This is a genomic window from Dokdonella aquatica (assembly GCF_051987395.1).
In the GTDB taxonomy this organism is placed as follows: domain Bacteria; phylum Pseudomonadota; class Gammaproteobacteria; order Xanthomonadales; family Rhodanobacteraceae; genus Dokdonella.
On record NZ_CP197094.1, the window covers coordinates 3,552,864 to 3,576,278 of the forward strand.

The 23,415-nt window shown below is 69.7% G+C and carries 23 protein-coding genes; 12 read left to right on the plus strand and 11 right to left on the minus strand.

Translation table 11 applies throughout. The annotated features are described in order from the left end of the window. Window positions 1-13: 13 nt before the first annotated feature. Window positions 14-814, minus strand: coding sequence for a cytochrome C assembly family protein (locus tag ACQQ2N_RS15780; RefSeq protein ID WP_440222531.1), 801 nt, complete (start codon window positions 812-814; stop codon window positions 14-16). Window positions 815-1,044: 230 nt separating this feature from the next. Between ACQQ2N_RS15780 and ffh the strand changes: the two genes are divergently transcribed. The 6 genes from ffh (at window position 1,045) to htpG (ending at window position 6,597) form a co-directional block, all read left to right on the plus strand. Further along, window positions 1,045-2,430: a signal recognition particle protein gene (ffh, locus tag ACQQ2N_RS15785; RefSeq protein ID WP_440222532.1), complete on the plus strand. Its 1,386-nt coding sequence runs from the start codon at window positions 1,045-1,047 to the stop codon at window positions 2,428-2,430. Between the two features lie 163 nt (window positions 2,431-2,593). Next, on the plus strand, window positions 2,594-2,854 hold the full coding sequence (rpsP, locus tag ACQQ2N_RS15790) for a 30S ribosomal protein S16 (protein WP_440222533.1): 261 nt from the start codon (window positions 2,594-2,596) through the stop codon (window positions 2,852-2,854). A 5-nt stretch (window positions 2,855-2,859) separates the two neighbouring features. Next, the gene (rimM, locus tag ACQQ2N_RS15795) at window positions 2,860-3,375 is read left to right on the plus strand and encodes a ribosome maturation factor RimM (protein ID WP_440222534.1); all 516 of its coding nucleotides are present in this window, start codon (window positions 2,860-2,862) and stop codon (window positions 3,373-3,375) included. A gap of 19 nt (window positions 3,376-3,394) precedes the next feature. Continuing rightward, the gene (gene trmD / locus ACQQ2N_RS15800; RefSeq protein ID WP_440222535.1) at window positions 3,395-4,141 is read left to right on the plus strand and encodes a tRNA (guanosine(37)-N1)-methyltransferase TrmD; all 747 of its coding nucleotides are present in this window, start codon (window positions 3,395-3,397) and stop codon (window positions 4,139-4,141) included. 54 nt (window positions 4,142-4,195) lie between these two features. After that, on the plus strand, window positions 4,196-4,561 hold the full coding sequence (gene rplS / locus ACQQ2N_RS15805) for a 50S ribosomal protein L19 (protein WP_440222536.1): 366 nt from the start codon (window positions 4,196-4,198) through the stop codon (window positions 4,559-4,561). A 176-nt stretch (window positions 4,562-4,737) separates the two neighbouring features. Continuing rightward, window positions 4,738-6,597 (plus strand): molecular chaperone HtpG, encoded by a 1,860-nt coding sequence (htpG, locus tag ACQQ2N_RS15810; protein ID WP_440222537.1) that lies wholly within the window; start codon window positions 4,738-4,740, stop codon window positions 6,595-6,597. Between the two features lie 48 nt (window positions 6,598-6,645). Here the strand turns inward: htpG and ACQQ2N_RS15815 are convergent, their stop codons facing one another. The 4 genes from ACQQ2N_RS15815 to ACQQ2N_RS15830 are packed head-to-tail and all read right to left on the minus strand — an operon-like array spanning window position 6,646 to window position 12,805. Next, window positions 6,646-9,813, minus strand: a complete 3,168-nt coding sequence (locus ACQQ2N_RS15815) for an efflux RND transporter permease subunit (protein WP_440222538.1) — start codon at window positions 9,811-9,813, stop codon at window positions 6,646-6,648. A gap of 10 nt (window positions 9,814-9,823) precedes the next feature. Further along, window positions 9,824-11,089 (minus strand): efflux RND transporter periplasmic adaptor subunit, encoded by a 1,266-nt coding sequence (locus ACQQ2N_RS15820; protein WP_440222539.1) that lies wholly within the window; start codon window positions 11,087-11,089, stop codon window positions 9,824-9,826. After that, entirely contained in the window at window positions 11,086-12,360 is a 1,275-nt protein-coding gene (locus tag ACQQ2N_RS15825) for a TolC family protein (RefSeq protein WP_440222540.1), read from the minus strand. The genes ACQQ2N_RS15820 and ACQQ2N_RS15825 overlap by 4 nt, the downstream gene beginning before the upstream one ends. Before the next feature lie 58 nt (window positions 12,361-12,418). Next, a complete protein-coding gene (locus ACQQ2N_RS15830; protein WP_440222541.1) occupies window positions 12,419-12,805 on the minus strand; it encodes a hypothetical protein in 387 nt (128 codons plus the stop codon). Between the two features lie 117 nt (window positions 12,806-12,922). Between ACQQ2N_RS15830 and ACQQ2N_RS15835 the strand changes: the two genes are divergently transcribed. Beyond that, complete coding sequence (locus ACQQ2N_RS15835; RefSeq protein ID WP_440222542.1) at window positions 12,923-14,071, plus strand: pyridoxal phosphate-dependent aminotransferase; 1,149 nt, start codon at window positions 12,923-12,925, stop codon at window positions 14,069-14,071. A gap of 10 nt (window positions 14,072-14,081) precedes the next feature. Continuing rightward, window positions 14,082-14,894 (plus strand): nitrilase family protein, encoded by an 813-nt coding sequence (locus ACQQ2N_RS15840; RefSeq protein WP_440222543.1) that lies wholly within the window; start codon window positions 14,082-14,084, stop codon window positions 14,892-14,894. Here the strand turns inward: ACQQ2N_RS15840 and ACQQ2N_RS15845 are convergent. The 3 genes from ACQQ2N_RS15845 to ACQQ2N_RS15855 all read right to left on the minus strand — a co-directional run bounded on the left by ACQQ2N_RS15845 (window position 14,878) and on the right by ACQQ2N_RS15855 (window position 16,461). Continuing rightward, window positions 14,878-15,837: a LysR family transcriptional regulator gene (locus ACQQ2N_RS15845; RefSeq protein ID WP_440222544.1), complete on the minus strand. Its 960-nt coding sequence runs from the start codon at window positions 15,835-15,837 to the stop codon at window positions 14,878-14,880. The genes ACQQ2N_RS15840 and ACQQ2N_RS15845 overlap by 17 nt on opposite strands. Next, window positions 15,837-16,187: an arsenate reductase (glutaredoxin) gene (arsC, locus tag ACQQ2N_RS15850; protein ID WP_440222545.1), complete on the minus strand. Its 351-nt coding sequence runs from the start codon at window positions 16,185-16,187 to the stop codon at window positions 15,837-15,839. Before arsC ends, ACQQ2N_RS15845 begins: the two co-directional genes overlap by 1 nt. Before the next feature lie 70 nt (window positions 16,188-16,257). Continuing rightward, window positions 16,258-16,461 (minus strand): hypothetical protein, encoded by a 204-nt coding sequence (locus ACQQ2N_RS15855; RefSeq protein ID WP_440222546.1) that lies wholly within the window; start codon window positions 16,459-16,461, stop codon window positions 16,258-16,260. Between the two features lie 380 nt (window positions 16,462-16,841). Between ACQQ2N_RS15855 and ACQQ2N_RS15860 the strand changes: the two genes are divergently transcribed. Next, window positions 16,842-17,558 (plus strand): CsgG/HfaB family protein, encoded by a 717-nt coding sequence (locus ACQQ2N_RS15860; protein WP_440222547.1) that lies wholly within the window; start codon window positions 16,842-16,844, stop codon window positions 17,556-17,558. Window positions 17,559-17,848: 290 nt separating this feature from the next. Here the strand turns inward: ACQQ2N_RS15860 and ACQQ2N_RS15865 are convergent, their stop codons facing one another. The 3 genes from ACQQ2N_RS15865 to ACQQ2N_RS15875 are packed head-to-tail and all read right to left on the minus strand — an operon-like array spanning window position 17,849 to window position 21,452. Continuing rightward, window positions 17,849-19,603, minus strand: a complete 1,755-nt coding sequence (locus ACQQ2N_RS15865; protein ID WP_440222548.1) for a pseudouridine synthase — start codon at window positions 19,601-19,603, stop codon at window positions 17,849-17,851. Continuing rightward, the gene (gene scpB / locus ACQQ2N_RS15870) at window positions 19,600-20,580 is read right to left on the minus strand and encodes an SMC-Scp complex subunit ScpB (protein ID WP_440222549.1); all 981 of its coding nucleotides are present in this window, start codon (window positions 20,578-20,580) and stop codon (window positions 19,600-19,602) included. The genes ACQQ2N_RS15865 and scpB overlap by 4 nt, the downstream gene beginning before the upstream one ends. After that, window positions 20,577-21,452 (minus strand): segregation and condensation protein A, encoded by an 876-nt coding sequence (locus tag ACQQ2N_RS15875; RefSeq protein ID WP_440222550.1) that lies wholly within the window; start codon window positions 21,450-21,452, stop codon window positions 20,577-20,579. Before ACQQ2N_RS15875 ends, scpB begins: the two co-directional genes overlap by 4 nt. 528 nt (window positions 21,453-21,980) lie before the next feature. Between ACQQ2N_RS15875 and ACQQ2N_RS15880 the strand changes: the two genes are divergently transcribed. Genes ACQQ2N_RS15880 through ACQQ2N_RS15890 form a run of 3 tightly spaced genes read left to right on the plus strand, consistent with a single transcriptional unit; the run spans window position 21,981 to window position 23,397 of the window. Further along, window positions 21,981-22,280, plus strand: coding sequence for a YciI family protein (locus tag ACQQ2N_RS15880; RefSeq protein WP_440222551.1), 300 nt, complete (start codon window positions 21,981-21,983; stop codon window positions 22,278-22,280). Next, entirely contained in the window at window positions 22,280-22,549 is a 270-nt protein-coding gene (locus tag ACQQ2N_RS15885) for a BolA family protein (protein ID WP_440225782.1), read from the plus strand. The genes ACQQ2N_RS15880 and ACQQ2N_RS15885 overlap by 1 nt, the downstream gene beginning before the upstream one ends. Beyond that, entirely contained in the window at window positions 22,546-23,397 is an 852-nt protein-coding gene (locus ACQQ2N_RS15890; RefSeq protein WP_440222552.1) for a peptidylprolyl isomerase, read from the plus strand. The genes ACQQ2N_RS15885 and ACQQ2N_RS15890 overlap by 4 nt, the downstream gene beginning before the upstream one ends. Window positions 23,398-23,415: the final 18 nt, after the last annotated feature.

Sequence of the window (23,415 nt, forward strand, 5' to 3'; positions counted from 1 at the left end):
GTCGAGCGGAGGCTCAGCCGACGCGCTTGAGCACGAGTTCGAGCACGAACTTGCTGCCGAAGAACGCGAGCAGCAGCACGATCATGCCGACCAGCGTGAGGCGCACGGCGCGGCGGCCGCGCCAGCCCCAGCGCCAGCGGCCGAACAGCAGCACGCCGAACACGAGCCACGAGGCGATCGACAGCACGGTCTTGTGCACGAGATGCTGGGCGAACAGGTTGTCGACGAACAGCACGCCGCTGACCAGCGTCAGCGTGAGGAACACGAAGCCCGCGGCGATGAGGCGGAACATCAGCGCCTCGGTCAGCGTCAGCGGCGGCAGCGCGCGGATCAGCCCCGAGTCGACGCGGCGCAGGCGCAGCGCGCGTTCCTGCAGCGACAGCAGGATCGCGAGCAGCGCGGCGATGCTGAGCAGGCTGTAGGCGAGCAGGGCGAACGCGACGTGCAGCTTGATCTGCCATTCCATCGGCTGAGGCAGCGTGGGCGGCGCGACGAACACGTCGATCGCGAGCAGCAGCGCGGCGAGCGGGAACACGATGACGCCGAGTCCCGCGACCGGTCGGAACAGGTTGACCAGCAGCGTCAGCGCGGCGATGCCGAACGCGCCGACCGACAAGGCCGCGAAGAAGTGCAGGTCGAGCCCGCCGCGGTGCATGCCGAAGATGAGGGTGCCGTGGACGATCGCGGCGAGCGTGGCGAGGCCGAGCCCGATGCCGCGCGCGGGCGCCGGCAGGCGCGCGATCGGCAGCGCGAGCAGCACGGCGGCGACGAGGTAATCGAGGATCGCGAACGCGCTGAGCACGGAGGTCGGCATGCGCGCGAGTGTCGCATACGTGCGTGGATGCGTGAATGCGAAGGGTTCGTATCCGCCAGCCGGTGTACGCGTTTCGCACGCGCCGTCGACGCCGCATCCTGTCCGGGGCACTCGCGGAGGTGCCCTTGTCGTCCGGACCTGGGGACGCCGCCACGCAGCGCTCCCGCCACGGCATCACCCGTCGCGCTGGTATACTCGGCGACCGTTTTCGTGCCCGTCGCCGAGCCGCCATGTTCGAGTCCCTGAGCCAACGCCTGTCCGCCACCGTCGAGCGCCTGCGCGGCCGCGGTCGCCTGACCGAATCCAACATCCGCGAGTCGATGCGCGAAGTGCGCATCGCGCTGCTCGAGGCCGATGTGGCCTTGCCGGTCGTGCAGGCGCTGATCCAGCGCGTGCAGGTGCGTGCGGTCGGCCAGGAGGTCATGAAGAGCCTGACCCCGGGCCAGGCCCTCATCAAGGTCGTGCGCGACGAGCTGACCGCGGTCATGGGCACCGTCAACACGGACCTCAACCTCGCTGCCGCGCCGCCTGCGATCGTGCTCATGGCCGGCCTGCAGGGTGCGGGCAAGACCACGACCGTGGCCAAGCTCGCGCGCTTCCTGCGCGAGCGAAAGAAGAAGAAGGTCATGGTCGTCAGCTGCGACGTCTACCGTCCGGCCGCGATCGAGCAGCTGCGCACGCTGGCCGACCAGGTCGAGGTGCTGTTCCATCCGTCGGAAGGCCACCAGGATCCGATCGCGATCGCGAAGTCGGCGCTCGACGCCGCGAAGAAGAACTTCGCCGAGGTCCTCATCGTCGACACCGCGGGCCGCCTGCACGTCGACGCCGCGATGATGGACGAGATCAAGGCGCTGCACGCCGCGCTCAATCCGGTCGAAACGCTGTTCGTCGTCGACGCGATGACCGGCCAGGACGCGGCCAACACGGCCAAGGCGTTCTCCGAGGCGCTGCCGCTGACCGGCGTCGTGCTGACCAAGACCGACGGCGACGCTCGCGGTGGCGCGGCACTGTCCGTGCGCTACGTGACCGGTCGCCCGATCAAGTTCATCGGCGCCGGCGAGAAGCCCGACGCGCTCGAGCCGTTCCATCCGGACCGCATCGCGCAGCGCATCCTCGGCATGGGCGACGTGCTGTCGCTGGTCGAGGAAGTCGAGCGCAAGGTCGACCAGGAGAAGGTCCAGAAGCTCGCCGAGAAGGTCATCAAGGGCAAGCGCTTCGACCTCAACGACATGAAGACCCAGCTCGAGCAGATGATCAACATGGGCGGCATGTCGTCGCTGCTCGACAAGCTGCCCGGCATGGGCGCGATGTCCGAGCAGGTCAAGGCCAAGGTGAACGACAAGGACGTGAACCGCATGATCGCGATCATCAACTCGATGACGAAGAAGGAACGCCGTCATCCCGACCTGCTGAACGGCTCGCGTCGTGCACGGGTCGCGCGCGGTGCCGGCCAGCAGCCGGCCGACGTCAACCGCCTGCTCAAGCAGTACCAGCAGATGGAGAAGATGATGTCCAAGCTCGGCAGCGGCGGCATGAAGGGCCTCATGCGCCAGATGAAGGGCGCGATGCGCGGCATGGGAGGCATGGGCGGTGGCGGCGGGATGATGCCGCACTGACGTTCCGGGGGGCGTTTCGCGCTCCTCGTGCCGGTCGTTTCCGCTAAGCGCTTGCGGGGCTTCCTTTTTTTTCGAAAAGCGCTAGAATGCGCGGCTCCCTCGGCCCGGCTTGGCATATGCCCTTCGTCCGCGCCGGAATGTCCAGGAATATCAGAGAGATAACATGGTCAAGATTCGCCTGTCCCGTGGTGGCGCCAAGAAGCGTCCGTTCTACCACATCGTCGTTGCCGACCAGCGCGACGCGCGTGACGGCCGCAACATCGAGCGCGTGGGCTTCTACAACCCGATCGCCTCGGGCAAGGACGTCCCGCTGCAGCTCGACACCGAGCGCGTCAAGCACTGGATCGAGAACGGCGCGCAGCTGACCGAGAAGGTGAAGTCGCTGTACAAGGCTGCGTCGAAGCAGGCGCAGGCCGCCGCCTGAGCGACGTGGACGCCACCGACGACCGGCTGATCGTGATCGGCCGCATCGTCGGGCTTCACGGTGTGGCGGGCGAGGTCAAGCTCGAGTCGTACACCGAGCCGCGCACGCAGATCTTCCGCTACGAGCCCTGGCTGCTGACATCGGCAGCGGGGCAGAGCGAGGTCCGCGGATGCCGCGGCAGGGCGCAAGGCAAGGGCATCGTCGCGACGCTGCCCGACGTGACCGACCGCGATCGCGCCGCGACGCTGGTCGGTTGCGAGATCCAGGTGAAACGCTCGGCGTTGCCCAGGCCGAAGCGTGGCGAGTTCTACTGGGCCGATCTCGAAGGACTCGAGGTCGTCACCACCGAGGGCGTGGCGCTCGGCCGGATCTCGCATCTCCTCGCGACCGGTTCGAACGATGTCATGGTGGTCAGGGATGGCGGGCGTGAGCGGCTCCTGCCGTTCATCCTCGACGATTACGTGAAGGCTGTGGATCTCGAGGCGCGCCGCGTGACGGTCGACTGGGATCCGGAGTTCTAGGACAACGGAAAGCCGCGCGATGCGCATCGACGTCATCACGCTGTTTCCCGACTTCATCGAAGGCTGCGCCGGGATCGGCGTGGTCGGCAGGGCCCGGGAACGGGGATTGCTGCAGGTTCGCACCTGGAACCCGCGCGACTTCGCCACCGACGTCCACCGCACGGTCGACAGCCGGCCTTTCGGCGGCGGTCCCGGCATGCTGATGGCGATCGAGCCGTTGCGCAGCACGCTCCACGCGGTGCGCGACGACGCGGGGCCGGCAAGGGTGGTGTACCTGAGTCCACAGGGTGCACGGCTCACGCAGGACAAGGTGGTGCAGTACGCACGCACGGATCGGCTGATCCTGCTGTGCGGGCGCTACGAAGGCGTGGATGAGCGGTTGCTCGCGAACATGGTCGACGAAGAGCTTTCTGTCGGCGACTACGTGCTCTCGGGCGGTGAACTGGCGGCGGCGATCGTGATCGATGCGGTCGGGCGGTTGCAGGATGGCGCGCTGAACGACGCGCAGTCCGCGGAGCAGGACTCCTTCACGGACGGCCTGCTCGATTGCCCGCACTACACGCGACCGGTAGCCGACGCATTCGGCGAAGTGCCTGCGGTGCTGCTCTCGGGCGACCACAAGGCGATCCGCCGTTGGCGACGCAAGCAGGCGCTCGGACGCACCTGGCTGCGCCGGCCGGATCTGCTGGCGCGCGTCGAACTCGATGCCGAGTCGCGCACGCTGCTCGAAGAATTCCGCCGCGAACACCGGGCGGAGATGACCTAAGCCGTCGGGCTCGACCCCGCACGGAACACACAACAACACGTATTGGTGAATGCCATGAGCAACCTCCTCCAGCAGTTCGAAGCCGCACAGATGACCCGCACGCTCCCGGCGTTCAGCCCGGGCGACACGGTCGTCGTCAACGTCAAGGTCAAGGAAGGCAACCGCGAACGCGTGCAGGCCTACGAAGGCGTGGTGATCGCCAAGAAGAACGCTGGCCTCAACTCGGCGTTCACGGTCCGCAAGATCTCGCACGGCACGGGCGTGGAGCGCGTGTTCCAGTCGCACAGCCCGGTGATCGACTCGGTCGTCGTCAAGCGCCGCGGCGCGGTGCGCGGCGCGAAGCTGTACTACCTGCGCGGCCTGCAGGGCAAGAAGGCGCGCATCAAGGAAGATCTCGGCACGCCGATCTCGCAGGACTGACATCCGGTTTCATCTTGGAGCATCGAGTCGCGTCTGTGCTCCTCGTCGGCAATACGGCCGCCGCAAGGCGGCCGTATTGCTTTTGCACGTCCGCGCCACGCGCACGCACGTGTTGAATTCGCCGTGCGCGATCCCCACTCGGCGGACAGCACCAGGACACCACGAGGCTTGACGCCATGAGCACCGCCACCGAAACCCGCCGATTCGAAGCCGAAGTCGCCCAGGTGCTGCACCTGGTCACGCACTCGCTGTACTCGCACAAGGAAATCTTCCTGCGCGAGCTCGTCTCCAACGCCTCCGACGCCTGCGACAAGCTGCGCTTCGAGTCGATCGCGCATCCCGAGTGGATCGCCGACGACGGCGAGCTGCGCATCGAGATCAGCGTCGACCGCGAGGCGCGCACGCTGAGCGTCAGCGACACCGGCATCGGCATGAGCCGTGACGAGATCGTCGCCAACCTCGGCACGATCGCGAGCTCGGGCACGCGCCGCTACCTCGAGGCGCTGTCGGCCGAGAAGAAGGCCGATGCCAACCTGATCGGCCAGTTCGGCGTCGGCTTCTACTCGACGTTCGTCGTCGCCGACCGCGTCAGCGTGACCAGCCGTCGCGCCGGCGAAACCACCGGCGTGCGCTGGGAGAGCGACGGGCAGGGCGAGTACACGCTCGCCGACGTCGAGGTCGCGCGCCGCGGCACGACCGTGACGCTGCACCTCAAGCCCGACGAGAACGAGTTCCTGCAGGCGTGGACGCTGCGCAGCCTCGTCGCGCGCTACTCCGACCACATCGCGTTCCCGATCCGCATGCCGAAGGAAGCCGACAGCGCGCCGACCGACGAATGGGAGACGGTCAACTCGGCCTCGGCGCTGTGGACGCGCCCGAAGGCGGATCTGTCCGACGAGGACTACCAGGGCTTCTACAAGACCCTGAGCCACGACTTCGGCGATGCGCTCGCGTGGACGCACAACCGCGTCGAGGGCAACCAGAACTTCACCTCGCTGCTCTACGTGCCGGCCAAGGCGCCGTTCGATTTCGGCAACGGCCGCGACGAGCGCAAGGGCCTCAAGCTCTACATCCGCCGCGTGTTCATCATGGACGCGAGCGAGCAGCTGCTGCCGGCCTACCTGCGCTTCGTGCGCGGCGTGGTCGATTCCGACGACCTGCCGCTCAACGTGAGCCGCGAGATCCTGCAGCAGAACCGTCAGGTCGAGCGCATCCGCGGCGCCTGCGTCAAGCGCGTGCTCGACCTGCTCGATCGCGTCGCGCGCGACGAGACCGACAAGTACGCGACGTTCTGGGGCGCGTTCGGCAACGTGCTCAAGGAAGGCATCGCCGAGGATGCCGGCAACCGCGAGCGCATCGCCAAGCTGCTGCGCTTCGCCTCGACCGCCTCGGAAGGCACTACGCCGAGCGTCTCGCTCGACGACTACGTCGGCCGCATGCAGGCCGGCCAGGACGTGATCTGGTACATCACCGCCGATTCGCATGCGGCCGCGAAGGGCAGCCCGCAGCTCGAGGCCCTGCGTTCGCGCGGCGTCGAGGTGCTGCTCATGTCGGACCGCATCGACGAATGGATGGCCGGCTACCTGACCGAGTACGCGGGCAAGAAGCTGCGCCACGTCGCCAAGGGCGACATCGAGCTCGACGCGGCCGATGCCGAGCGCCACAAGGCCAGCGAGGAAGCCGCCTCGGGCCTCGTCGAGCGTCTCAAGGACACGCTCGGCGAGCGCGTGCGCGACGTCAAGGTCAGCAAGCGCCTGACCGACTCGCCGTCGTGCCTCGTGCTCGACGAGTACGACATGGCGCTGCACCTGCGCCGCGTGCTCAAGCAGACCGGCCACGACATGCCGGACTCGGCACCGGTGCTCGAGATCAATCCCGCGCACGCCCTGCTCAAGCGCTTCGAGGGCGAGCACGATGCGGCGCGTGCCGAAGACCTCGCACTGCTGCTGCTCGAGCAGGCGCAGGTCGCCGAAGGTGCCCAGCTCGACGACCCCGCCGCGTTCGTGCAGCGCCTCAACCGCGTGCTGCTCGGCTGATCGACGCAGCATCCCCGGCGGCCCGTGCAGGGCCGCCGGGGCAGTCCGTCACCGTGCCGCGCGTCTCGCGTGCATGAGCCGGTACAGCGCCGGCAACACCAGCAGCGTGAGCAGCGTCGAGGAGACGATGCCGCCGATCACGACGGTCGCGAGCGGCCGCTGCACTTCCGATCCCGCGCCGACGTTGAACGCCATCGGCACGAAGCCGAGGCCTGCGACGAGTGCGGTCATGAGCACCGCGCGCAGGCGTCCCGTTGCACCCTCGACCACGGCTTCGGCCAGCGCGATGCCGCGCGTGCGCAGCTCGCGTATCGCGGCGAGCATGACCACGCCGTTGAGCACGGCGATGCCCGAAAGCGCGATGAAGCCGACGCCGGCCGATATCGACAGCGGGATGTCGCGCAGCCACAACGCGAGGATGCCGCCGGTCAGTGCCAGCGGCACGCCGCTGAACACCGCGAACGCGTCGCGCCACGAACCGAACGCCATGTAGAGCAGGCCGAGGATGCCGAGCAGCGTCGCGGGCACGACGACGCCGAGACGCTGGCTCGCCGCGATGAGCTGTTCGAACGTGCCGCCGTAGCGCACCCAGTAGCCGCTCGGCAGCGTCACGTCGGAGGCCACCTTTTCACGCAGCTCGGCGACGAAGCCGCCGAGGTCGCGGCCACGCACGTTGGCGGTCACGACCACACGACGTTTGCCATCCTCGCGGTTGATCTGGTTCGGGCCTTCCTCGTAGGCGATCGTCGCGACTTCGCGCAATGGCACCGTGGTCGGATTGCCGCTGGCCCAGTTCGCCGCGCGGCTCGACTCGTCGTGACCGGCATCGTTGGCGCCGAGCGGCACGGGCAGGTCGGCGAGGCGCGCGGGATCGGTGCGCACCGACTCGGGCAGCCGCACGACGAGGTCGAAGCGGCGATCGCCCTCGAACAGCTGGCCGGCGACGCTGCCGCCGACCGCGGTGCCGACCAGCGTCTGCACCGCGACCTGGTTGAGGCCGTAGCGGGCGAGGCCGGCGGGATCGGGCGTCACCGTGAGCATCGGCAGGCCGGTACCCTGTTCGAGACGCACGTCGGCCGCGCCTGGGATCGTGCGCGCGACCGCCTCGATGCGCCGGCCGACCTCGTCGAGCGTGTCGAGATCGTCGCCGTAGAGCTTGATCGCGACGTCGGCGCGCACGCCCGAGATGAGCTCGTTCATGCGCATCTGGATCGGCTGCGTGAACTCGTAGTTGTTGCCCGGCAGCGCGGTCGCGGCGGCCTCGATCTCGGCGACCAGCGTGGCCTTGGGCTTGCGCGGATCGGGCCACTGCGCGCGCGGCTTGAGGATCACGAACGTGTCGGCCACCGACGGCGGCATGGGATCGGTCGCGACCTCGGCCGTGCCGAGCTTGCCGAACACGCGCTCGACTTCGGGGAACGCGCGGATGCGCGTCTCGAGCATCGACTGCATCGTCACGGCCTGGGCGAGGCTCGTGCCCGGGATGCGCAGCGCGTGCAGCGCGATGTCGCCCTCGTCGAGGCCCGGGATGAACTCCGAACCGAGCCGCGTCGCGAGCACGCCCGCGCCGACCACGACCAGCGCGGCCGTCGCGACGACGACCACGCGTGCGCGTAGCGCGAACGCGAGCATCGGTGCGTAGACGCGTTGCAGCGCGTGCACGGCGCGGCCCTCGCCCTCGCGGACGCGCCCGCCGAGGAACAGCGCGATCGCTGCCGGCATCCACGTCAGCGACAGCAGCATCGCCGCGGTCAGCGCGAACACGACCGTGAACGCCATCGGGTGGAACATCTTTCCCTCGATGCCGCCGAGCGCGAAGATCGGCAGGTACACGGCGGTGATGATCGCGATGCCGAACAGGCTCGGCCGGATCACCTGCGCGGTCGCGCTCGCGGCGACGTCGAAGCGTTCCTCGCGCGTGAGCACGCGGCCGAGCGCCTGCTGGCGCAGGCCGAGCTGGCGCAGGCTGTTCTCGATGATGATCACGGCGCCGTCGACGATGAGGCCGAAGTCGAGCGCGCCGAGGCTCATGAGGTTGCCCGACACGCCCGCGCGCGCCATGCCCGTGAAGGTCATGAGCATCGCGAACGGGATCACCGCGGCGGTGATGAGCGCCGCACGCAGGTTGCCGAGCAGCAGGAACAGCACCGCGACGACGAGCAGCGCGCCTTCGAGCAGGTTGGTGCGCACGGTCGCGATCGTGCGGTCGACGAGTGCGGTACGGTCGTAGACGGCGTTGACCTCGAGGCCTGCCGGCAGGCTCGCGCCGATCTCGCGCAGGCGTGCCGCGGCCGCATGGGCGACCGTGCGGCTGTTCTCGCCGATCAGCATGAACACGGTGCCGAGCACGACTTCCTCGCCGTCCTGGGTCGCCGCGCCCGTACGCAGTTCGGGGCCTTCACCGACCTCGGCGACGTCGCGCACACGGATCGGCACGCCTTCGCGGCGGTCGAGCACGAGGTTGCGCAGTCCTTCGAGGTCGGCGATGCGCCCCGGCACGCGCACGAGGTACTGCTGGCCGTTGCGCTCGATGTAGCCGGCGCCGACGTTCTCGTTGTTCGCGGCGAGCGTCTCGACGACGTCCTGCAGCGTGAAGCCGAACGCGACGAGCCGCGCCGGGTCCGGCGTCACGTGGATCTGGCGCGCGTAGCCGCCGATCGTGTTGACCTCGGTGACACCGGGCGTGTTGCGCAGCTGCGGGCGCACGATCCAGTCCTGCACAGTGCGCAGGTCGGTCGGTGTCCACGCACTGCCGTCGGGCTTGCGTGCGCCTTCGCGCGCATCGACCGTGTACATGAAGATCTCGCCGAGGCCGGTCGCGACCGGGCCGAGTTCGGGTTCGATCCCCACGGGCAGGCTCGCGCGTGCCTGCTGCAGGCGTTCGGCGACCTGCTGGCGCGCGAAGTAGATGTCGGTGCCGTCCTCGAACACGACGGTGACCTGCGACAGGCCGTAGCGCGACAGCGAGCGCGTGTAGTCCAGGCGCGGCAGGCCGGCGAGCATGGTCTCCAGCGGGAACGTCACGCGCTGCTCGGTCTCGAGCGGCGAGTAGCCCGGCGCGATCGTGTTGACCTGCACCTGCACGTTGGTGATGTCGGGCGTCGCGTCGATCGGCAGGCGCTGGTAGCTCCAGATGCCGAGCACGGCACTGGCCAGGGTGAGGAGCAGCATGAGCCATCGCTGCGCGATGGCGAAGCGGATGATCTTCTCGAGCATGGTCGTCGCCTCAGTGGTCGTGGGAGGCGCCGGACTTCTCGATGTCCGCCTTGATGATGTAGCTCTGCTCGACGACGATCTCGTCGCCCTCGCGCAGGCCCGAGAGCACTTCGACCCAGCTGCCGTCGCGGCGTCCGAGTTCGAGCGGACGGATCTCGTACGCGTCGCCGACGCGCACGAACGCGACGTCCCAGTCGCGGAAGCGCTGCAGCGCCGCGAGCGGCACGCGCATCGCCACCTGCTCGACCGAGACCGTCACATGCGCGCGCACGGCCGCGCCGGTGCGCCAGCGGCGATCGGCGTTGTCGATCGTCGCGCGCGCGACCGTGCTCTGGCTCGCCGTCGCGGTGCCCGGCAGGACGCGGTCGAGTTTCGTCTCCGCGACCGCGCCGTCGCTGAGGCGCGTCACCACGACCGGCAGGCCCGGCGTGATGTGCTGGGCGTCGGCGCCGAACAGGTGCACGTCGACCCACACGGTCGACAGGTCGGCGATCTCGAACAGCGGCGTCTCGCCGGCAAGGTCGCCGACGCTGGCCGTGCGCGCGACCACGGTGCCCGCGAACGGCGCGGTCACGGTGTAGTCGGACAGGCTCACGTTGCTCTCGATCACGGCGAGTACCTGGCCCTTGCGCACGTCGTCGCCGATGCCGGCGCGCACGTCGCGCACGGGACCCGGGAAGCGTGCGGTGATGCGCGCGTGGCGGCCTTCGACCGGCGTCACGAGGCCTTGCATCTCGTGTTCGTCGCGGATCGTGCCCGCGGCGACACGTGCGGTGCGCACGCCGGCCTGGGTCGCGATCTCGAGCGGGATCGTCGTGCGGCCCTCGTAGCTGTCGTACGTCCAGCGCAGGGCTCGCCCCTCGACGGTCGCCTCGACGGTCACGTCGAACGAATGCGGCTCGTCGACGACGCCGCTGCCGACGAGGCGTTCGCCTTCGGCGGTGAACGTGTGCGTGTCGACCTGGCCGCCGAGGCGCGCGAGCGTGACGCGCAGCGTGCCGGCCGACGCCGGCAGCGGCGTGCTGCCGCGATAGAACCACGCGTTGTACTGCGGCGGCTGGCCGTCCTCGACGATGCGCAGCTCGACGGCGAGGCCGTCCTGTTCGAGCAGGCGCCCGCCGTGCGGACCGGTCTCGGCCTCGTCGTCGGCATGCTCGCCGCCGCCGTGGGCGTGGCCACCGCTGTCGTGGCCGTGGTCGGAGTTGCCGTCGCGATGGCCGCAGCCGGCGAGGGTGGCCGCGAGCAGCGCGGCGAGAAGGATGCGGAACGGGATCATGGCTGGTTCTCCGTGGCGCGCGCGTCGGCGGCGTCGAAGCCGCTCGCGGTCAGGCGCTGGATTTCGATGAGGGCACGCTGGGCGTCGACGGTCGCGACCAGCTGCTGGCGGCGTGCGAGCACGACCTGTGCCTGCAGCTGCGACCATTCGAGGTAGTCGAGCGCGCCAGCGCGGTAGGCGTTCGCGGCCGAGGCTTCGGCCTTGGCGAGGCGCGGCAGCACGTCGTCGCGCCACTGCCGTGCATCTTCGGCCTGCGCGGCGAGGCGGCCGTGCGCTTCCGAAAGCGTCGACACCAGCGCCATCTCGCCCGACGCGCGTTCGAGATCGAGCATCGCGAGCTCGGCCTCGGCCGCGCGGATGCCGCCGGCGGCACGCGAGGCGTTGCCGAGCGGAATCGAGACGCTGCCGGTCAGCGCCCAGTCCGCGCCTTCCTGCAGGCGGCGCACGCCGACCTGCCAGTCGACATCCGCGATGCGTGCACTGCGGGCGAGCTGCAGGCGTGCTTCGCGCAGCCGCGCCGTGTCGGCGAAGCGGCGCAGCTCGGGACTGCGCTCGAGATGCGCGGCGATCGCGTCGAACGTCGGCACGGCGGGGATCGCGAGCGCCTGCGCGGCGACCGTGCCGGCGCCGGCGTCGCGTGCATTCCACAGGATGGCGAGGTGCCGGAACGCCGCGTCGCGTTCGCGCGAGGCGCGATCGCGTTCGAGGCGCGCGCGGGCGTGCTCGGCGTCGGCGGCGAGGCGCACCGATTCGGGCGAGGCGCCGGCCTGCACGCGACGCGTGGCCGCGGCGACGGCGCGTTCGCGCTGGGCCACGTCAGCGTCGCCGATCGCGCGCGTCGCCTCGGCGGCGACCACATCGAGGTAGCGCCGCGCGACTTCGGCGAGCAGGTCGAGGCGCTTGGCTTCGCGCTCGTTGGCGAGCGCGTCGACACGGGCCTGGGCGACCGCGCCGCGCGCGCTGCGCTTGTCGCCGCGTTCGAACACGGAGGCGAGGCCGATCGTGACTTCGGCGGCGTCGAAACCCGAATTCGCGCCGCTTCCGGCCACGTTCTCGAGATCGGCGACGACGCGGCGCTGCGGCGCCAGCCGCGCGGTCTCGAGTTCGGCTTCCGCAGCCTCGCGCGCGGGACGGAACGCCTCGAGGTCGGGATGACGGGCGAGGACGCGTGCGTAGGCGTCCTCGAGGGTGAGAGGGGCGTCGGCGCGCGCGTGCAAGGGCACGCAGCACGCGACGACGAAGGCGGCGAGCGCCGCCGATCGGACACGCATGGGGAGACTCCGGAAAGAAAGACGGGACGTGGATCCGGCCGTCACGGCCGGTCGGGCGTCACGCCGCGATCGGAGGCCTGAAATGCCGCATGGCGGCGACGCCCGTGAACACGGGCATGCCGGTGGCCACGAGGGCCGGCGAGGGCACGTGCGCAAGCACGGGCATCGGATGCGCCGTCACCGCGAGCACGCCGCAGCAGAAATCGAGGTGCATCACCGCGTGCCAGCCCGTCGCCGGGCCGTGCTCGGCATCGTCCGGCCCGGTCGGAGGATGATCGTCCGCCGCGTCGGCTTCGTCGGCGTGCACAAGCGCATGCGCGAACGCGTGCAGGTCGTGGTGCAGCTCGGCCGCGAGCGCGAACATCGGCTTGGCGAGCATGCACAGCGCCAGCATCGCGAGGAGCGCGATGCGGGTGATCGACGACGGGCGTGCACGGCGGAACATCGCGACAGCTTAACGGCGCGACATGACGATACACAATGTCATCGTGACCGGCGGTGTAACGGGCGCTCCGGACCTGCGTGCTACCATCGGCGTTTGGCCATCCGAACCGCATCACCCATGCAGATTGAGACCAAGTTGCCGAAGGTCGGCACGACGATCTTCACCGTCATGAGCCAGCTCGCCGCGACGCACGGCGCGGTCAACCTGGGCCAGGGCTTTCCCGATTTCGACGGCCCGCAGGAACTGCGCGACGCACTCACGCGTGCGATGGCCGAGGGCCGCAACCAGTACGCGCCGATGACGGGCTGGCCGACGCTGCGCCAGCAGATCGCGCTCAAGACGCAGGCGCTGTACGGGCGCAAGGTCGATGCCGACACCGAGGTCACGGTCACGTCGGGCGCGACCGAGGCCCTGTTCGCCGCGGTCGCCGCCGTGGTGCGCACGGGCGACGAGGTCATCGTGCTCGACCCGTGCTACGACAGCTACGAGCCCGCGATCGAGCTCAACGGCGGCGTGGCCGTGCACGTGCCTCTCGATGCGCGCGATTTCTCGGTCGACTGGCAGCGCGTGCGCGACGCGGTGACGCCGCGCACGCGCATGATCATCGTCAACACGCCGCACAACCCGTGCGGTTCGGTGTTCTCGGCGGGCGATCTCGACGCGCTCGCGGCGCTGACCCGCGACACCGGCATCTTCGTGCTGTCCGACGAGGTCTACGAGCACATCGTGTTCGACGGCGCGCCGCACCAGAGCGTGCTGCGCCACGAGGAGCTCGCCGCGCGCAGCTTCGTGGTGAGCTCGTTCGGCAAGACCTTCCACTGCACGGGCTGGAAGATCGGCTACTGCGTCGCGCCGCGCGCGCTCAGCGACGAGTTCCGCAAGGTCCACCAGTACCTCACGTTCTGCACGTTCACGCCCGCACAGATCGCGCTCGCCGAAGTGCTCGAGAAGCTGCCGCAGCACTACCTCGAACTGCCCGCGTTCTACCAGGCGCGCCGCGAGTTCTTCCGCGGTCTGCTCGAAGGCTCGCGCTTCCGCCTGCTGCCGGTGGCCGGCGCGTATTTCCAGGTCGTCGACTACTCGGCGATCAGCGACAAGGACGATCTCGGCTTCTGCGAATGGCTGGTCAAGAGCGCCGGCGTCGCAGCTATCCCGCTGTCGTCGTTCTACGAGAGCCCGCCGGCCGACCAGCGCCTGATCCGCTTCTGTTTCGCGAAGTCCGACGACGTGCTGCGCGCGGGCGCCGAACGCCTGCGCGGCCTGTGAGCACGACACCATGACGACGCTGCCCTCGACGCCGCTGCGCGTCTCGCTCGTGCAGGGCGCCACGCGCTGGCACGACGCCGCCGCGAACCGCGACTACTACGCGGGCCTCACGCGTCCGCTCGCGGGCACGACCGATCTCGTCGTGCTGCCCGAGACGTTCCTGTCGGGCTTCACGAACGAGACCCTCGGCAATGCCGAGACGATGGACGGCGAAGGCCTGCGCTGGCTGGCCGCGCTCGCGGCCGATGTCGGAGCCGTCGTGACCGGCAGCCTCGTGATCCGCGAAGGCGACGCCTGCGTGAACCGCCTCGTGTGGATGCGCCCGGACGGGACGTTCGACGTCTACGACAAGCGCCACCTGTTCCGCATGGCCAGCGAGCACGAGCGCTACCGTGGCGGAGACGCGCGGCTCGTCGTGGAGTTGAACGGCTGGCGTGTCTGCCCGCAGGTCTGCTACGACCTGCGCTTCCCGGTGTGGCTGCGCAACCGCTACGACCGCGACGCCGAGCGCTTCGACTACGACCTGCTCGTGGTCGTCGCGAACTGGCCCGCGGCGCGTCGCTATCCGTGGTCGACGCTGCTGCGCGCGCGTGCGATGGAGAACCTCGCCTGCGTGGTCGGCGTCAATCGCGTCGGCGTCGATGGCAACGAGCTCTCCTACGCCGGAGACAGCGTCGCGCTCGACGCACTGGGCCAGCCGCTGGTCGAACTCGGTGCGGTCGAGCAGGTGGTCACGGTGACGTTCGATCCCGCCGCGCTCGTCGCCCACCGCACGCGGTTCCCCGCGTGGAGGGACGCCGACGAATTCACGATCGTCCCTTGACCGGCGGCTTGCGTACCGCGTCGGCGGTCAGCGGAATCCGCACGTTCTCCCACGGCGGTTCGGGACCGAAGCGTTCGACGAGGAAATCGATCAGCGCACGCGTCTTCGCGGGCAGGGCACGCGTCTGCGGATACACCGCGTAGATGCCGATCGGCGGCACGATCCAGTCCGGCAGCACCTGCACGAGGCGGCCGCTGCGCAGGGCCTCGTGGATGATGAAGTTCGGCAGCAGGCCGATGCCGCCGCCGTGGATCGCGGTCGCGGCGATGAAGTCGCCGTTGTTGACGTGCAGCTTGCCGTGGATCTTGACGGACACGCTCTCGGGTCCGCGCAGGAACGTCCATTCCTCGGGCTTCGCGGTCAGCGTGTAGATCAGGATCGCATGGCGGGCGAGGTCGTCCGGATGCACCGGCGTGCCGTGCTCGGCGAGGTAGGCCGGCGACGCGACGACGGCGAGGCTGGCCGGTGCGATGCGCCGCGCGACGAGGCTCGAATCGGCGAGCCGGCTGATGCGGATCGCGAGGTCGTAGCCTTCGTCGACGATGTCGACGAGACGATCGTTGAGACCGAGCTCGAGGTCGACGCGCGGGAAACGGCGCTGGAAGTCCGCGAACGCGGCGGCGAGGTGATCGACCGCGAACGAGATCGGCACGCTCACGCGCAGGCGCCCGCGCGGCTCGACCTGCAGTTCCGCGGCTTCGGCTTCCGCCTCGGCGAGCTGGGAGAGCAGGTCGGCGACGCGCTGGTAGTAGTTCTTGCCCGGATCGGTGAGGCTGATGCGGCGCGTGGTGCGGTTGAGCAGGCGCACGCCGAGCGCATCCTCGAGGTTCTGGATGAGCTTGCTCGCGAGTGCGCGCGAGATGCCCATCTGCTCGGCACCGGCCGTGAAGCTGCCGGCGTCGACAACGCGCGTGAACAGTTGCATCGCCTGCAGCTTGTCCATCAGAGGATGTCCAGGATCGCCTCGGGCGGACGGCCGATCGCGGCGCGTGAACCCGAAACGACGATCGGGCGCTGGATCAGGCGCGGTTCGCGGTGCATGGCCTCGACGAGCGCGCGGCGGTCGAGCGAGGGATCGTCGAGGCCGAGCTCACGGTAGGCCTCCTCGTCGCGGCGCATGAGCGCGCGGGGTTCGAGATCCAGCAGGTCGAGCAGGCGCTCGAGTTCGGCGACCGTGGGCGGTTCGTCGAGGTAGGCCACGATGCGCGGCTCGAGGCCTCGCCCGCGCAGCAGCTCGAGCGCGGCGCGCGACTTGGAACAGCGCGGATTGTGGTAGAGCTGGACGTCCTGCAAGCCGGCGGCTCCGCATGCGGTGCGCGCCACTTTGAACGCAAGCGGCGGTGCAGGCAAGCCGCTACGGGGCTCAGTAGGCAGGATGGCGCGGACGTGTCTCGATCGCGCGCAGCTCGCGCATGACGATGAACTGCTCGGCCGACGGGCGGTCGCGGAAACGCGCGAGCTCGCCGGTGTCGTCAGGGGCGAACACCTGGTACGGCGCGTCCTCGGTATCGGTGGTGCGCTCGATGCGGTAGCCGAGCAGGTGGGGTTCGAAGGCGAGCAGGGACATCGGGAATCTCCAGGGGGCACGCACAGTGTCGTCACGCGCCGTGTCGGCGCGGTTAATCGCATGTTTCCAGTGGGTTATGCGCAAAACCTGCGCGATCGATGCAGGATTCGTGGCGGCCGTGTCAGCTTCCGGCCCCATCCTGCGTACTGTGACGGGATCGACGCCTGCGGCGTGCGCCGTGCACGGCGTGGCCCGTGTCGTCGCCTCATTTCCGTTGTACTGCCCTGCTAGAATGCCGCGGATCGCCGGGATGCGTGACGAATGGGGCGGCGCGCGCGCCGGTCGCAACGACGACCACGCATGCGGTTCGAGTCGCGACGCAAGGGCGTGTTCCGCGAGATGCGATCCACGATACGAATCCATTTTTAGGAGTCCGAAGCATGAAGAAGTTCGTCGTCGTCGCGATGCTGGCCGTGGCCGGCCTCGGAATGGCCGGTTCGGCAGCCGCGCAGAGCGGCAAGCCGTCGGTCGGCATCGCCGAGTTCAAGAACGAGACGAGTGCCGGATGGTGGCGTGGCGGCGTGGGCTGGGAGCTCTCGGGCATGCTCTCCAACGAGCTGTCGAGCACGGGCAACTTCCGCGTCGTCGAGCGCGCCAAGCTCGAGAAGGTGCTCGAGGAGCAGAACCTCGCCGCGTCGGGCCGCGTGAAGTCGGGTACCGGCGCCAAGATGGGCCAGCTGACGGGTGCGCAGTACCTCGTCATGGGCACCGTGACCGCGTACGAAGAGAACACGGCCAGCACGGGCGGTGGCGTCAGCTTCAAGGGCATCTCGCTCGGCGGCAAGAAGAGCGAGGCCTACATCGCGGTCGACGTGCGCGTCGTTAACGCCGAGACCGGTGAAGTCGACTTCTCGCGCACGGTCGAAGGCCGTACCTCGGGTGGCGGCGTCAGCGTCGGCGTGTTCCGCGGCGGCTTCGGCGGCAACCTCGCCAGCGAGAAGAACACGCCGGCCGGCAAGGCGATCCGTGCCGTGCTCGTCGAGGTGACCGACTACCTGAGCTGCGTCATGGTCGAGAAGGGCGGTTGCGAGGGCGACTACGCCGCGAAGGAGCGCAAGCGCCGCGACAGCAACAAGAAGGGCCTCAAGCTCGACTGATCGCCACGATCTTCCGGCGATGCGAAGAAGGCGGAGCGCGAGCTCCGCCTTTTTTGTTGCCGGCGTGTGGCTGATGCCTTCGTCGCCATGATCGGTCGGCGGAGTGTCCGCCGAATCGGTGCAACCGCGTAGCGCTTCGGCGAGATCGAGGGCGATGGTCCTGGTGGGACGGTCGAACGTGAAACTCGACTCGGCGTGGTGCCGCGATCGATCTCCCCGATGACGGGCTGCGGAAACGAAAAAGGCGGAGCCTGAGCTCCGCCTTTTTTCGTCACGCGTGTGCCGTCGCGTTACTGCGGACGGCGCGGGCCATTGCCGCCACCACCGCCGCGGCGGTTGCCGCCACCGCTGCCGGAAGGACCACGATTGCCGCCGCCCGGGCGTCCGCCGCCGGCAGGACCTCGGTTGCCGCCACCCGGGCGGCCACCGCCGCCCGGTCCACGGCCGCCACCGCCCGCGGAAGGGCCACGATTGCCGTCGGGACGACCACCGCCGCCGCCCGGACCGCGACGCGGCGCATTGCCCGGCGCTGCGCTGCCGCGGTTGCCCCAGGTGTTGCCGCGATTGCCGTCCTCGCGCGGGGCGCGGTTGCCGATCGAGTCGTCGTTCGAACGCGGGCCACGCGGGCCGCGGTTGCCGCGCGCATCGTCGCCGAACGGTGCACGGTTGCCGTGTGCGTCGCCGTAGGTGCCGCGATTGCCATGGGCGTCGCCATAGTTGCCGCGGTTGCCGTTGCCGCCGCCGCCACCGCGCGGTCCGCGATTGCCCTGCGGGGCATCGCCGCCACGACCCTGGTAGCCGCGTGGCGCGACGTTGCCGTTGACGTCACCACCTTGCTGCGACGACGACGGTGCACGGTTGGGACCGCGGCCCGGCACATCCGGACGCGGACCGCGTGCCGGCTTGCCGCGGCGGTCGCCGGGCAGCTTGGCATCGGGGAACCAGCTGCGCAGCACGGCCGGGTTGAGGCCCGGATCGACGTACTTGGAACCCTCGCCCTGGCCAGCGGCCGGACGCGGACGGCTCGGACGCGGGCCACCGCCGCCGCGCGCACGCTTGCCCTTGTTGCCCGAGGGCGCACGCCAGCCGTCGTCGCGGATGCGGTCGAACGCGGCGAACTCGCGCGCTTCGTCGTTGCGTGCACCGCTCCAGCCGGCCTGGGCCTTCGGATCGGGACGGAATTCGGTCGTCGCGGCACGGCGCTGGCCGATCACCGGTGCGAGCGTGAGGCGCGGCTCGGGCTCGCCGGCACCGCAGATCTCGCGCAGCGCCTTGACCTGGTCGGCCTCGAGTTCGACGCTGTGTTCACGCTTGAGCAGGCGCGGCAGCTCGACGTTCGCGTAGCGCACGCGCTTGAGGCGGCTGACCATGAGGCCGACGGCCTCCCACATGCGGCGCACCTCGCGGTTGCGGCCTTCGCGGATCACGACGCGGAACCACGAATGGCTGCCGCCACGGCTGATCACGCCGATGTCGTCGAAATGCGCGGGACCGTCCTCGAGCTCGACGCCGCTGCGCAGGCGCTCGATCACCTCGTCGGGCACCTCGCCGTGCACGCGGCAGATGTACTCGCGCTCGAGCTCCGAACGCGGATGCATGAGCGCGTTGGCGAGATCGCCGTCGGTGGTCAGCAGGAGCAGGCCGGTCGTGTTGATGTCGAGGCGGCCGACGGCGATCCAGCGCGCGCCCTTGAGGCGCGGCAGCTGCTCGAACACGGTCGGGCGGCCTTCGGGATCCTCGCGCGTGGTGACCACGCCCTCGGGCTTGTTGTAGGCCAGCACCTGGGCGTGCTCGGCGTTGTCGCTGATCACGACGAAGCGCTTGCCGTCGAGCTCGACGCGGTCACCCGGGCGAACGCTCGAACCGACCGGAGCGGCCGTGCCGTTGACTTGGATCTCGCCGGCTTCGATGCGGTTCTCGAGCATGCGCCGCGAGCCGAGCCCCGCCGTCGCGAGCACCTTGTGCAGGCGTTCCTCGATCGTGCCGGCGGTCTCCTCGGACACCGAGCGCTTGAGGGAAAGGACATTGCGTACGGGGGAAGTCATGCGTCGTGCTCCGTGGTGCCGCCATCGCGCTTCGGCGAGGTCTTGGGGGTAGAAGTGTCGGCGTCGTCGCCGGAATCGGGGGTTTCGGAATCGTGGCCGTCGGCGTCGACATCGGTGTCGGGCGTCGCGGCGGTGTTGTCGTGCGTGGTGGCGTCCGTGCCGACGTCGTCGTCGGCCGGTGCGTCGCCTGGTTCGTCGTCGACGGGCTGATCGATCGTCGCGTCGGTCGCGTCGACCGTGCCGGCGACGGCGTCGGTTTCGGCGTCCGCGCCGTCAGCCGCGCCGTCCTGCACGTCGCCGAGTGACGCCGCCGCGTCGGCGAGCGCCTGCACGTCGGCTTCGGGAAGCTCGCCTTCGCCGGTGGCTTCATCGTCTGCGGTATCCGCAGACGGAGCGGCGATGCGTGCGATCGGCGCGCCGTCGAGGGCCAGTTGCGGATCGAATTCCTCGATGTCGCGGATGTCGCTCAACGCGGGCAGTTCATCGAGCGACTTGAGGTTGAAGTAGTCGAGGAAGCCGCGCGTCGTGCCGAGCAGCGCGGGCTTGCCGGGCATGTCGCGGTAACCGACCACGCGCACCCACTCGCGCTCCTCGAGTGTCTTGACGATGTTGGTCGACACCGCGACACCACGGATCTGCTCGATCTCGCCGCGCGTGATCGGCTGGCGGTAGGCGATCAGCGCGAGCGTCTCGAGCAGGGCGCGCGAGTAGCGGCTGGGTCGCTCGGTCCACAGGCGCGCGACCCAGCCGTGCACCTCGGCGCGGACCTGGTAACGGAAACCCGAGGCAACCTCGACGAGCTCGATGCCGCGCGTCTCGCAGTCGGCCTGCAGATCGGCGAGCGCGTGGGCGATGTCGTCGTGCGAGGGCATTTCCTCGTCGCCGAACAACGCGAGCAGTTGCGTGGGCGACAGCGGGTTGCTGGCCGCGAGCAGGGCGGCCTCGATGATGCGCTTGAGCGAGTCGGGTTCGATCATGGGCTCGATTCGGATTCGCCGGCGGTCGCCAGCGACTTGACGTAGATCGGAGCGAAGGCTTCGCCCTGGCTGATCTCGATGAGCTGCTCCTTGGCGAGCTCGAGGATCGCGAGGAACGTCACGACGACGCCGCGACGGCCTTCCTCGAGCACGAACAGCGTCTCGAAGCGGTGGAAACTGCCGTCGCCGAGGTCGCGCAGCACGTCGCTCATGCGGTTGCGTACCGACAGCGCCTCGCGCTGGATCTCGTGGTGGCCGGTGAGCTCGGCGCGCTTGATCACGTCCTTGAGGGCGAGCAGCAGTTCGCGCAGTTCGACCGGCGGCGGCAGGCGGATGATGTTGCGGTCCGGCACGAACGCCGCGACGACCACGGTGTCGCGCTCGAGGCGGGGCAGGGCGTCGATGTCCTCGGCGGCCTTCTTGAAGCGCTCGTACTCCTGCAGGCGACGCACGAGTTCGGCGCGCGGATCGTCCTCGATGCCTTCCGCGTCGGGCGGGCGCGGCAGCAGCAGGCGCGACTTGATCTCGGCGAGGATCGCGGCCATGACGAGGTATTCGGCCGCGAGCTCGAAGCGCATCTCCTGCATCAGGTCGATGTAGTCGACGTACTGGCGCGTGATCTCGGCGACCGGGATGTCGAGGATGTCGAGGTTCTGGCGGCGGATCAGGTACAGCAGCAGGTCGAGCGGACCTTCGAACGCATCGAGGATGACCTCGAGCGCATCGGGCGGGATGTAGAGGTCCTGCGGCATCTGCAGCACCGGCTCGCCGCGCACGATCGCGAGCGGCATCTCCTGCTGCTGCGGCACGCCGGCGAAGGCGTTGCCCGAGTCGCTGTCCTGGTTCTGGAGTTCGGCTTGGGGGTTGGTCATGGTCCGATCCGGCCTGCCGGCGCCTCACGGCGCAACGCGTACCTGGATCCCGTGGCATTCATGTCGTGGCATCGGCCCGCGCGACGCTGCGCGGCGGACCCGTGGGCGTGGCCGGCGACATCGCGCCGTCACCATGCGACTGTCCTGTGGCACGGGCTGCACGGGGCGCCCAACGCCATCGAGGGGTGTTACCGAATCGTGTGCCTTGCCGGAATCGCCGGCGCCGTTCGCGGCCCATCGTCGGGAGTTCCCGTTCCCGGCATCCGCCAGCGCGATGGGTGGTCGAGCGGTTCTGCAACGTCGCACCGACTGCCGTGGGGCGCCCGGGAAGAGTCCAGTCCGGGATGGTCGATACGCAGGATGAGCCGGGGAGGCGTGGTCCGGTACCCGCCGGACCCTCGCGGGAACGCTACATGCCGCGTTCCCACCGATTCGTGCGCTAGCGTAAGGCGTCGCGCCGGCCAAGTCCAGCACCTTCACCGCGCAGGCTTCGGCTAACATGACGATCCCCCCGCGGAAGCCCCTCGCATGTGGTACGTCATCACCGGCATCGACACGGCCGATTCCCTCGAGCGCCGCATGGCCGCGCGCCCGGCACACGTCGCTCGCCTCGAGCAGCTGCGCGACGCCGGCAGGCTGCTCCTTGCCGGGCCGTTCCCGGCGATCGACGCCGAGGATCCGGGTCCCGCGGGCTTCACCGGCAGCCTCATCGTCGCCGAGTTCGGCGACCTCGCCACGGCGCAGGCCTGGGCCGACGCCGATCCTTACCTCGCCGCGGGCGTGTACCGCGAGGTCAGCGTGCGGCCGTTCCGCAAGGTGCTGCCGTGATCGATCGCGTCGCGGTCATCCGCGAACGCCTCGAACAGACCTTCGCCCCGACGCATCTCGTCGTGCGCGACGACAGCCATCGTCATGCGGGCCACGCCGGCGCGCGTGACGGTCGTGGTCATTTCAGCGTCGAGCTCGCCAGCGAGGCATTCCGCGGCCAGGCGCCGCTCGCGCGTCATCGCGCGGTCTACGCGGCGATGGGCGACCTCATGCAGACCGACATCCACGCGCTCGCGATCGACGCGCGTCTTCCGGAGGACACACGATGACCCAGCGGTACCCAGCGGCACTGACGGCCATGCTCGCACTCGCCCTCGCGGCGTGTTCGGGCGGCAAGGCGCCCGATGGACTCCCTGCCGGCCTGCCGGTCGCCGAGACCGTCAACGGCCAGCCCGTGCCGCAGGTGCTGCTCGAGGCGCTGGCGCGCGGGCGCGAACTCGACCTCTCCGTGCCCGAGCAGCGCGAGCGTGCGCTCAAGGAGTTGACCGACTACGTGCTGCTCGCACAGGAGGCCGACAAGCAGGGCTTCGCCAGGGACGCGGTGTTCGCGGCCGAGGTCGAGATCAGCCGCCTGCAGGGCATCGCCAATGCGTCGATCGTGCGCATCCGCAACGAGGCGACGATCGACGACAGCGTGCTCAAGGGCGAGTACGACCAGCAGACCGCACGCGCCGGCAGCGCGCAGTACGACTTCACGCAGCTTCTTTTCGACAAGGAGGAGACCGCGCTCGCAGTCGCCGACGAGGCGATGTCCAAGCCGTTCGCCGAGGTGTTCGACGCATGGCGCGGCAAGGCGCTGCAGGCCGGCGCCTATCCCGGGGTGCACCTCAACCAGATTCCCGAGCCGCTCGCCAAGGTGCTCGCCACGCTCAAGGCCGGCGAGACCTCGAAAGTGCCCGTGCAGACGCCGTACGGCTGGCACGTCGTGCACGTGACCGCGACCACGCCGTTCACGCCGCCGAAGTTCGATGACGTCAAGGACGGCATCCGCGCGACCCTCGTCGCGCAGTTGTCCGATCGCCGCCTCGAGAAGCTGCGCAGCGATGCGAAGATCGAGGTCGCCACGCCGACGACGACCGAACCCGCCCCCCCTGCGCCCGCCGATGCGGCGCGCTGATTCCACGACTGCACGGAC

Coding starts and splice junctions, on each gene's coding strand:
- ACQQ2N_RS15875 (WP_440222550.1), bottom strand. CDS start 21,452: ATGACCAACCCCCAAGCCGAACTCCAGAACCAGGACAGCGACTCGGGC.
- htpG (WP_440222537.1), top strand. CDS start 4,738: ATGAGCACCGCCACCGAAACCCGCCGATTCGAAGCCGAAGTCGCCCAG.
- trmD (WP_440222535.1), top strand. CDS start 3,395: ATGCGCATCGACGTCATCACGCTGTTTCCCGACTTCATCGAAGGCTGC.
- ACQQ2N_RS15840 (WP_440222543.1), top strand. CDS start 14,082: ATGACGACGCTGCCCTCGACGCCGCTGCGCGTCTCGCTCGTGCAGGGC.
- ACQQ2N_RS15835 (WP_440222542.1), top strand. CDS start 12,923: ATGCAGATTGAGACCAAGTTGCCGAAGGTCGGCACGACGATCTTCACC.
- ACQQ2N_RS15860 (WP_440222547.1), top strand. CDS start 16,842: ATGAAGAAGTTCGTCGTCGTCGCGATGCTGGCCGTGGCCGGCCTCGGA.
- rplS (WP_440222536.1), top strand. CDS start 4,196: ATGAGCAACCTCCTCCAGCAGTTCGAAGCCGCACAGATGACCCGCACG.
- ACQQ2N_RS15815 (WP_440222538.1), bottom strand. CDS start 9,813: ATGCTCGAGAAGATCATCCGCTTCGCCATCGCGCAGCGATGGCTCATG.
- scpB (WP_440222549.1), bottom strand. CDS start 20,580: ATGATCGAACCCGACTCGCTCAAGCGCATCATCGAGGCCGCCCTGCTC.
- ACQQ2N_RS15830 (WP_440222541.1), bottom strand. CDS start 12,805: ATGTTCCGCCGTGCACGCCCGTCGTCGATCACCCGCATCGCGCTCCTC.
- ffh (WP_440222532.1), top strand. CDS start 1,045: ATGTTCGAGTCCCTGAGCCAACGCCTGTCCGCCACCGTCGAGCGCCTG.
- rpsP (WP_440222533.1), top strand. CDS start 2,594: ATGGTCAAGATTCGCCTGTCCCGTGGTGGCGCCAAGAAGCGTCCGTTC.
- ACQQ2N_RS15855 (WP_440222546.1), bottom strand. CDS start 16,461: ATGTCCCTGCTCGCCTTCGAACCCCACCTGCTCGGCTACCGCATCGAG.
- ACQQ2N_RS15880 (WP_440222551.1), top strand. CDS start 21,981: ATGTGGTACGTCATCACCGGCATCGACACGGCCGATTCCCTCGAGCGC.
- ACQQ2N_RS15845 (WP_440222544.1), bottom strand. CDS start 15,837: ATGGACAAGCTGCAGGCGATGCAACTGTTCACGCGCGTTGTCGACGCC.
- ACQQ2N_RS15890 (WP_440222552.1), top strand. CDS start 22,546: ATGACCCAGCGGTACCCAGCGGCACTGACGGCCATGCTCGCACTCGCC.
- ACQQ2N_RS15820 (WP_440222539.1), bottom strand. CDS start 11,089: ATGATCCCGTTCCGCATCCTTCTCGCCGCGCTGCTCGCGGCCACCCTC.
- ACQQ2N_RS15780 (WP_440222531.1), bottom strand. CDS start 814: ATGCCGACCTCCGTGCTCAGCGCGTTCGCGATCCTCGATTACCTCGTC.
- ACQQ2N_RS15825 (WP_440222540.1), bottom strand. CDS start 12,360: ATGCGTGTCCGATCGGCGGCGCTCGCCGCCTTCGTCGTCGCGTGCTGC.
- ACQQ2N_RS15865 (WP_440222548.1), bottom strand. CDS start 19,603: ATGACTTCCCCCGTACGCAATGTCCTTTCCCTCAAGCGCTCGGTGTCC.